Annotated in this window: 3 rRNA genes; all 3 read right to left on the bottom strand. The window is 58.0% G+C overall.

The features are described from left to right. Positions 1-2 precede the first annotated feature (2 nt). The 3 genes from rrf to KBX39_RS21910 all read right to left on the bottom strand — a co-directional run bounded on the left by rrf (position 3) and on the right by KBX39_RS21910 (position 5,208). Positions 3-119 (bottom strand): 5S ribosomal RNA (rrf, locus tag KBX39_RS21920). A 74-nt stretch (positions 120-193) separates the two neighbouring features. Continuing rightward, positions 194-3,302: ribosomal RNA gene (locus tag KBX39_RS21915) — 23S ribosomal RNA — on the bottom strand. A gap of 391 nt (positions 3,303-3,693) precedes the next feature. Further along, positions 3,694-5,208 (bottom strand): 16S ribosomal RNA (locus KBX39_RS21910). The 16S, 23S and 5S rRNA genes sit together here, the layout of an rRNA operon. Positions 5,209-5,380: the final 172 nt, after the last annotated feature.

The raw sequence follows: 5,380 nt of genomic DNA, 5'->3' as shown, positions 1-5,380 counted from the left end.
TTGTCCGGCGGTGTCCTACTCTCCCACACCCTCCCGAGTGCAGTACCATCGGCGCTGGAGGGCTTAGCTTCCGGGTTCGGAATGTGACCGGGCGTTTCCCCTCCGCCATGACCGCCGTAACTCTATGAACATGTCAACCAACCCTGTGGGTGATCGTTTGTTCAGAGTTGCACAGTGGACGCGTAGCAGCTTGGTAGTCAAGTCCTCGGCCTATTAGTACCGGTCAACTGAACCCGTTACCGGGCTTACATTTCCGGCCTATCAACCCAGTCGTCTAGCTGGGGGCCTTACCCCACAAAGTGGGTGGGATACCTCATCTTGAAGCGAGCTTCCCGCTTAGATGCTTTCAGCGGTTATCCCTTCCGAACGTAGCTAACCAGCCGTGCCCCTGGCGGGACAACTGGCACACCAGAGGTTCGTCCGTCCCGGTCCTCTCGTACTAGGGACAGCCCTTCTCAAGTATCCTACGCGCACGGCGGATAGGGACCGAACTGTCTCACGACGTTCTAAACCCAGCTCGCGTACCGCTTTAATGGGCGAACAGCCCAACCCTTGGGACCTGCTACAGCCCCAGGATGCGACGAGCCGACATCGAGGTGCCAAACCATCCCGTCGATATGGACTCTTGGGGAAGATCAGCCTGTTATCCCCGGGGTACCTTTTATCCGTTGAGCGACACCGCTTCCACATGCCAGTGCCGGATCACTAGTCCCGACTTTCGTCCCTGCTCGACCTGTCAGTCTCACAGTCAAGCTCCCTTGTGCACTTGCACTCAACACCTGATTGCCAACCAGGCTGAGGGAACCTTTGGGCGCCTCCGTTACCCTTTAGGAGGCAACCGCCCCAGTTAAACTACCCACCAGACACTGTCCCTGAACCGGATAACGGTCCGAAGTTAGATACCCAAATCAACCAGAGTGGTATTTCAAGATTGCCTCCACCCATACTGGCGTATAGGCTTCACCGGCTCCCACCTATCCTACACAAGCTAATTCAGATACCAATGTCAAGCTATAGTAAAGGTCCCGGGGTCTTTCCGTCCTGCCGCGCGTAACGAGCATCTTTACTCGTACTGCAATTTCGCCGGGCCTGTGGTTGAGACAGTGGGGAAGTCGTTACGCCATTCGTGCAGGTCGGAACTTACCCGACAAGGAATTTCGCTACCTTAGGATGGTTATAGTTACCACCGCCGTTTACTGGCGCTTAAGTTCTCCGCTTCGCCCTTGCGGGCTAACAGGTCCCCTTAACGTTCCAGCACCGGGCAGGCGTCAGTCCATATACATCGAATTACTTCTTCGCATGGACCTGTGTTTTTAGTAAACAGTCGCTTCCCCCTGCTCTCTGCGGCCATACAACGCTCCACCCGCGCGGGGCTTCACGTCTCCGGCCCCCCTTCTCCCTAAGTTACGGGGGCAATTTGCCGAGTTCCTTAACCACAGTTCGCCCGATCGCCTCGGTATTCTCTACCTGACCACCTGTGTCGGTTTGGGGTACGGGCCGCTAAGAACTCGCTAGAGGCTTTTCTCGGCAGCATAGGATCACTGACTTCACCTGAATCGGCTCGGCATCACGTCTCAGCCCCATGTGTCGCGGATTTGCCTACGACACGGCCTACACGCTTACCCCGGCACAACCACCGGCCGGGCTCAGCTACCTTCCTGCGTCACCCCATCGCTTGACTACTACCCGCCAGGTTCCCACGCTCCCCAACCTCAACCCGAAGGTCTTGGCCGGTTTGGGTGGTTAGCACAACGAGGTTCGTCAGGGTCGCTCTTTCGCGGGTACGGGAATATCAACCCGTTGTCCATCGACTACGCCTCTCGGCCTCGCCTTAGGTCCCGACTCACCCAGGGCGGATTAGCCTGGCCCTGGAACCCTTGGTCATCCGGCGGAAGGGTTTCTCACCCTTCTTTCGCTACTCATGCCTGCATTCTCACTCGTGCCGCGTCCACAACTGGGTCACCCCGCTGCTTCACCCCCGGCACGACGCTCCCCTACCCATCCACACACCTGCACCTGGCATCAAGGCCAGGCGAAGTTAAAATGTGAATGCCACAGCTTCGGCGGTGTGCTTGAGCCCCGCTACATTGTCGGCGCGGAACCACTTGACCAGTGAGCTATTACGCACTCTTTAAAGGGTGGCTGCTTCTAAGCCAACCTCCTGGTTGTCTATGCGACCCCACATCCTTTTCCACTTAGCACACGCTTAGGGGCCTTAGCTGGTGATCTGGGCTGTTTCCCTCTCGACTACGAAGCTTATCCCCCGCAGTCTCACTGCCGCGCTCTCACTTACCGGCATTCGGAGTTTGGCTGATTTCGGTAAGCTTGTGGGCCCCCTAGACCATCCAGTGCTCTACCTCCGGCAAGAAACACGCGACGCTGCACCTAAATGCATTTCGGGGAGAACCAGCTATCACGGAGTTTGATTGGCCTTTCACCCCTAACCACAGGTCATCCCCCAACTTTTCAACGTTGGTGGGTTCGGCCCTCCACGCGGTCTTACCCGCGCTTCAGCCTGCCCATGGCTAGATCACTCCGCTTCGGGTCTAGAGCATGCGACTAAAAACGCCCTATTCAGACTCGCTTTCGCTACGGCTCCCCCACACGGGTTAACCTCGCCACATGCCACTAACTCGCAGGCTCATTCTTCAAAAGGCACGCCGTCACCCCGCAAGGCTCCGACGGATTGTAGGCGAACGGTTTCAGGTACTATTTCACTCCCCTCCCGGGGTACTTTTCACCATTCCCTCACGGTACTCGTCCGCTATCGGTCACCAGGAAGTATTTAGGCTTACCAGGTGGTCCTGGCAGATTCACGGCAGATTTCAGGAGTCCGCCGCTACTCGGGAACACCCACAGAAGACCAGCAACTTTCACCTACCGGACTATCACCGTCTACGGTCAGCCATTCCAGACTGTTCGACTAACCACTGGCTTTGTAACTTCTCGAACAAGTGTCAGCTTGCTCAGCAGGGTCCCACAACCCCGACCACGCAACCCCTGACAGGTATCACACGCAGCCGGTTTAGCCTCAATCCGCTTTCGCTCGCCACTACTCACGGAATCACTAAATTGTTTTCTCTTCCTACGGGTACTGAGATGTTTCACTTCCCCGCGTTCCCCCCACACACCCTATGTGTTCAGGTGCGGGTGACATCACATGACTGATGCCGGGTTTCCCCATTCGGACACCCTGGGATCACAGCTTGGTTGACAGCTCCCCCAGGCCTATCGCGGCCTCCCACGTCCTTCATCGGCTCCTGGTGCCAAGGCATCCACCGTTCGCCCTTGACAACTTGACCACAAAGATGCTCGCGTCCACTGTGCAATTCTCAACAAACAACCAACCCACAACCCACAGCCCCACACCTGCAACCACCACGTGGCCACGGTTTGCGAGACCAGGCCATGCCTGGCGCCTCACGCCCCCGGGACCAACGTCCACACGGGGCATCTCAAGGCTCTGAAACAACAACCACCTCGGGTTGTTCCTTCAGGACCCAACAGGGTGCTTACATCCGTCCCCAGCCGCACCACAGACTCGTTCCCACCACCCCGAAGAGCAGCTGTACTAGAGGATCCGCAGCCGTTGCCGGCGACCGACTTGCCAGTGTCTCCGCCATCTGAGCACCCCGACCCGACATTCGCGGGCCGCGGGCTCCATGCCACCTTTCGGTGGATGGTGCTCCTTAGAAAGGAGGTGATCCAGCCGCACCTTCCGGTACGGCTACCTTGTTACGACTTCGTCCCAATCGCCAGCCCCACCTTCGACGGCTCCCTCCACAAGGGTTGGGCCACCGGCTTCGGGTGTTGCCGACTTTCGTGACGTGACGGGCGGTGTGTACAAGGCCCGGGAACGTATTCACCGCAGCGTTGCTGATCTGCGATTACTAGCGACTCCGACTTCACGGGGTCGAGTTGCAGACCCCGATCCGAACTGAGACCGGCTTTTTGGGATTCGCTCCACCTCACGGTATCGCAGCCCATTGTACCGGCCATTGTAGCATGCGTGAAGCCCTGGACATAAGGGGCATGATGACTTGACGTCATCCCCACCTTCCTCCGAGTTGACCCCGGCAGTCTTCGATGAGTCCCCGCCATAACGCGCTGGCAACATCGAACGAGGGTTGCGCTCGTTGCGGGACTTAACCCAACATCTCACGACACGAGCTGACGACAGCCATGCACCACCTGTGACCGCCCCCGAAGGACCTGCCATCTCTGACAGTTTTGCGGCCATGTCAAACCCAGGTAAGGTTCTTCGCGTTGCATCGAATTAATCCGCATGCTCCGCCGCTTGTGCGGGCCCCCGTCAATTCCTTTGAGTTTTAGCCTTGCGGCCGTACTCCCCAGGCGGGGCGCTTAATGCGTTAGCTGCGGCACAGGGAACCGGAGAGGCCCCCCACACCTAGCGCCCAACGTTTACAGCGTGGACTACCAGGGTATCTAATCCTGTTCGCTCCCCACGCTTTCGCTCCTCAGCGTCAGTATCGGCCCAGAGACCCGCCTTCGCCACCGGTGTTCCTCCTGATATCTGCGCATTTCACCGCTACACCAGGAATTCCAGTCTCCCCTACCGAACTCTAGCCTGCCCGTATCGACCGCAGGCCTGGGGTTGAGCCCCAGGTTTTCACGGTCGACGCGACAAGCCGCCTACGAGCTCTTTACGCCCAATAAATCCGGACAACGCTCGCGCCCTACGTCTTACCGCGGCTGCTGGCACGTAGTTGGCCGGCGCTTCTTCTGCAGGTACCGTCACTTACGCTTCGTCCCTGCTGAAAGAGGTTTACAACCCGAAGGCCGTCATCCCTCACGCGGCGTCGCTGCATCAGGCTTCCGCCCATTGTGCAATATTCCCCACTGCTGCCTCCCGTAGGAGTCTGGGCCGTGTCTCAGTCCCAGTGTGGCCGGTCGCCCTCTCAGGCCGGCTACCCGTCGTCGCCTTGGTAGGCCATCACCCCACCAACAAGCTGATAGGCCGCGAGCCCATCCCAAGCCGAAAAACTTTCCACCAAACACCATGCGGTGCAAGGTCATATTCGGTATTAGCCCCGGTTTCCCGGGGTTATCCCAAAGCCTGGGGCAGGTTGCTCACGTGTTACTCACCCGTTCGCCGCTCGAGTACCCCGAAGGGCCTTTCCGCTCGACTTGCATGTGTTAAGCACGCCGCCAGCGTTCGTCCTGAGCCAGGATCAAACTCTCCAACAAAAATCTTTGTCGAACAGCATCCTGGCAACAAAAGTGTTGCCAAAGGAATCCCAACCAGCAACCATTCCAAAGAACAGCCACCAGTCCGGGGTATAAAACAATTGGCACTGGCTTTACAAGCACCCTGTTGAGTTCTCAAAGAACAACCACACACCAACCAGAAACCCCGCGC

This window comes from Micromonospora sp. D75 (genome assembly GCF_018070405.1).
Taxonomy (GTDB): Bacteria; Actinomycetota; Actinomycetes; order Mycobacteriales; family Micromonosporaceae; genus Micromonospora; species Micromonospora chalcea.
Note: the sequence above shows the minus strand (reverse complement) of the source record. Positions and strands in the feature narration are given on the sequence as shown.